The following is a 1,026-nucleotide window of genomic DNA, read 5'->3' as shown; positions in this document are numbered from 1 at the left end:
GAGCGCTCGTCGTTATCGACGGGGCAGATGCCTCGCCTGATCTCATCCGGTTTATTCCGCGAGGCGGACATTCCCGCTTCCTTATATCAAGTACAGACCAAGCCTGGTCGAGCCATATGCCTGCAGTGCAACTACGCCCATTGTCGATCGAATTTTCCGTAGAGCTTCTAGAGAAATTTCTACCGGCAGCGAGGCGCAGAGATCTTGAGGCGATCAATAAGGCGCTTAGCGGGCATCCGCTGGCTTTGCGTCAGGCGGCTAGTTTCATCGCAGTTTCGGGTATGCCGGCACAGCAGTATGCTGAGATGCTCCGTGATAGAACACGAGAAATTCTCACTCGAGGAACTCCGCCGGAACACATTGGGATGGCTGCCGCATGGGACATTACCGTGGGGGCGCTGAAGAGCCAACTTCCGGAGGCTCTTTTCTTCCTTCAGATCATGTCAAGCCTTTCAGATCACGAATTCCCTAAAGATCTGTTTCAAGCTCGAGTGGTCGATCCATCGAAGTCGAATCGGCAAGACAATAATCATAGATACCCAATCGACCGAGAAAGTCTGGCTATCGGCGCCGCCGAGAGCTGTCGCACGCTAGTCTCCGATGCGGGCCCATTTCTAGACAAGCTTGCTGATCCAATGGAGCTCCATGATCTAATTTACGCCCTCCGCAGATATTCACTTCTCGAGGTGGAAGATCACGGCGTTAGGTGCCACTCCCTGATTCAGGCACTAGCGCGACAGTCATGCGAACCAGGGGCGGAGGTTTTGGCATGCGCCGCAGCCTCACATCTCCTGTATAAGGTAATTAACTTTCCACCTTCTGATTCGGACAGCTGGCCGCATTACGCATTCATGCTGCCTCACTTTGAGGCGATCATCGAGCGGCTGTCATCCTTTGAGATGTTCAATTTCTATAGGGCTCTATTTTCGTCCTCCATATCGTCGTATCTTGGCGTCATCGGCCTCCGATCGGAAAGTCTGCGCTATGCTGAGCTTGCCAATATTTTGGCAGAGGGCTTGGATTTCA

At 52.9% G+C, this 1,026-nt stretch carries 1 protein-coding gene; it reads left to right on the top strand.

Translation table 11 applies throughout. The annotated features are described in order from the left end of the window. Positions 1-116: 116 nt before the first annotated feature. Positions 117-1,026: hypothetical protein (locus ABD323_RS41625; protein WP_344447286.1), on the top strand; the 910-nt coding region annotated here is incomplete at its 3' end.

It is taken from the genome of Kitasatospora nipponensis, from assembly GCF_039528135.1.
Classification (GTDB): domain Bacteria; phylum Actinomycetota; class Actinomycetes; order Streptomycetales; family Streptomycetaceae; genus Kitasatospora; species Kitasatospora nipponensis.
The sequence above is the reverse complement of the archived record's forward strand: the minus strand, read 5'-3'. Positions and strand labels throughout refer to the sequence as shown.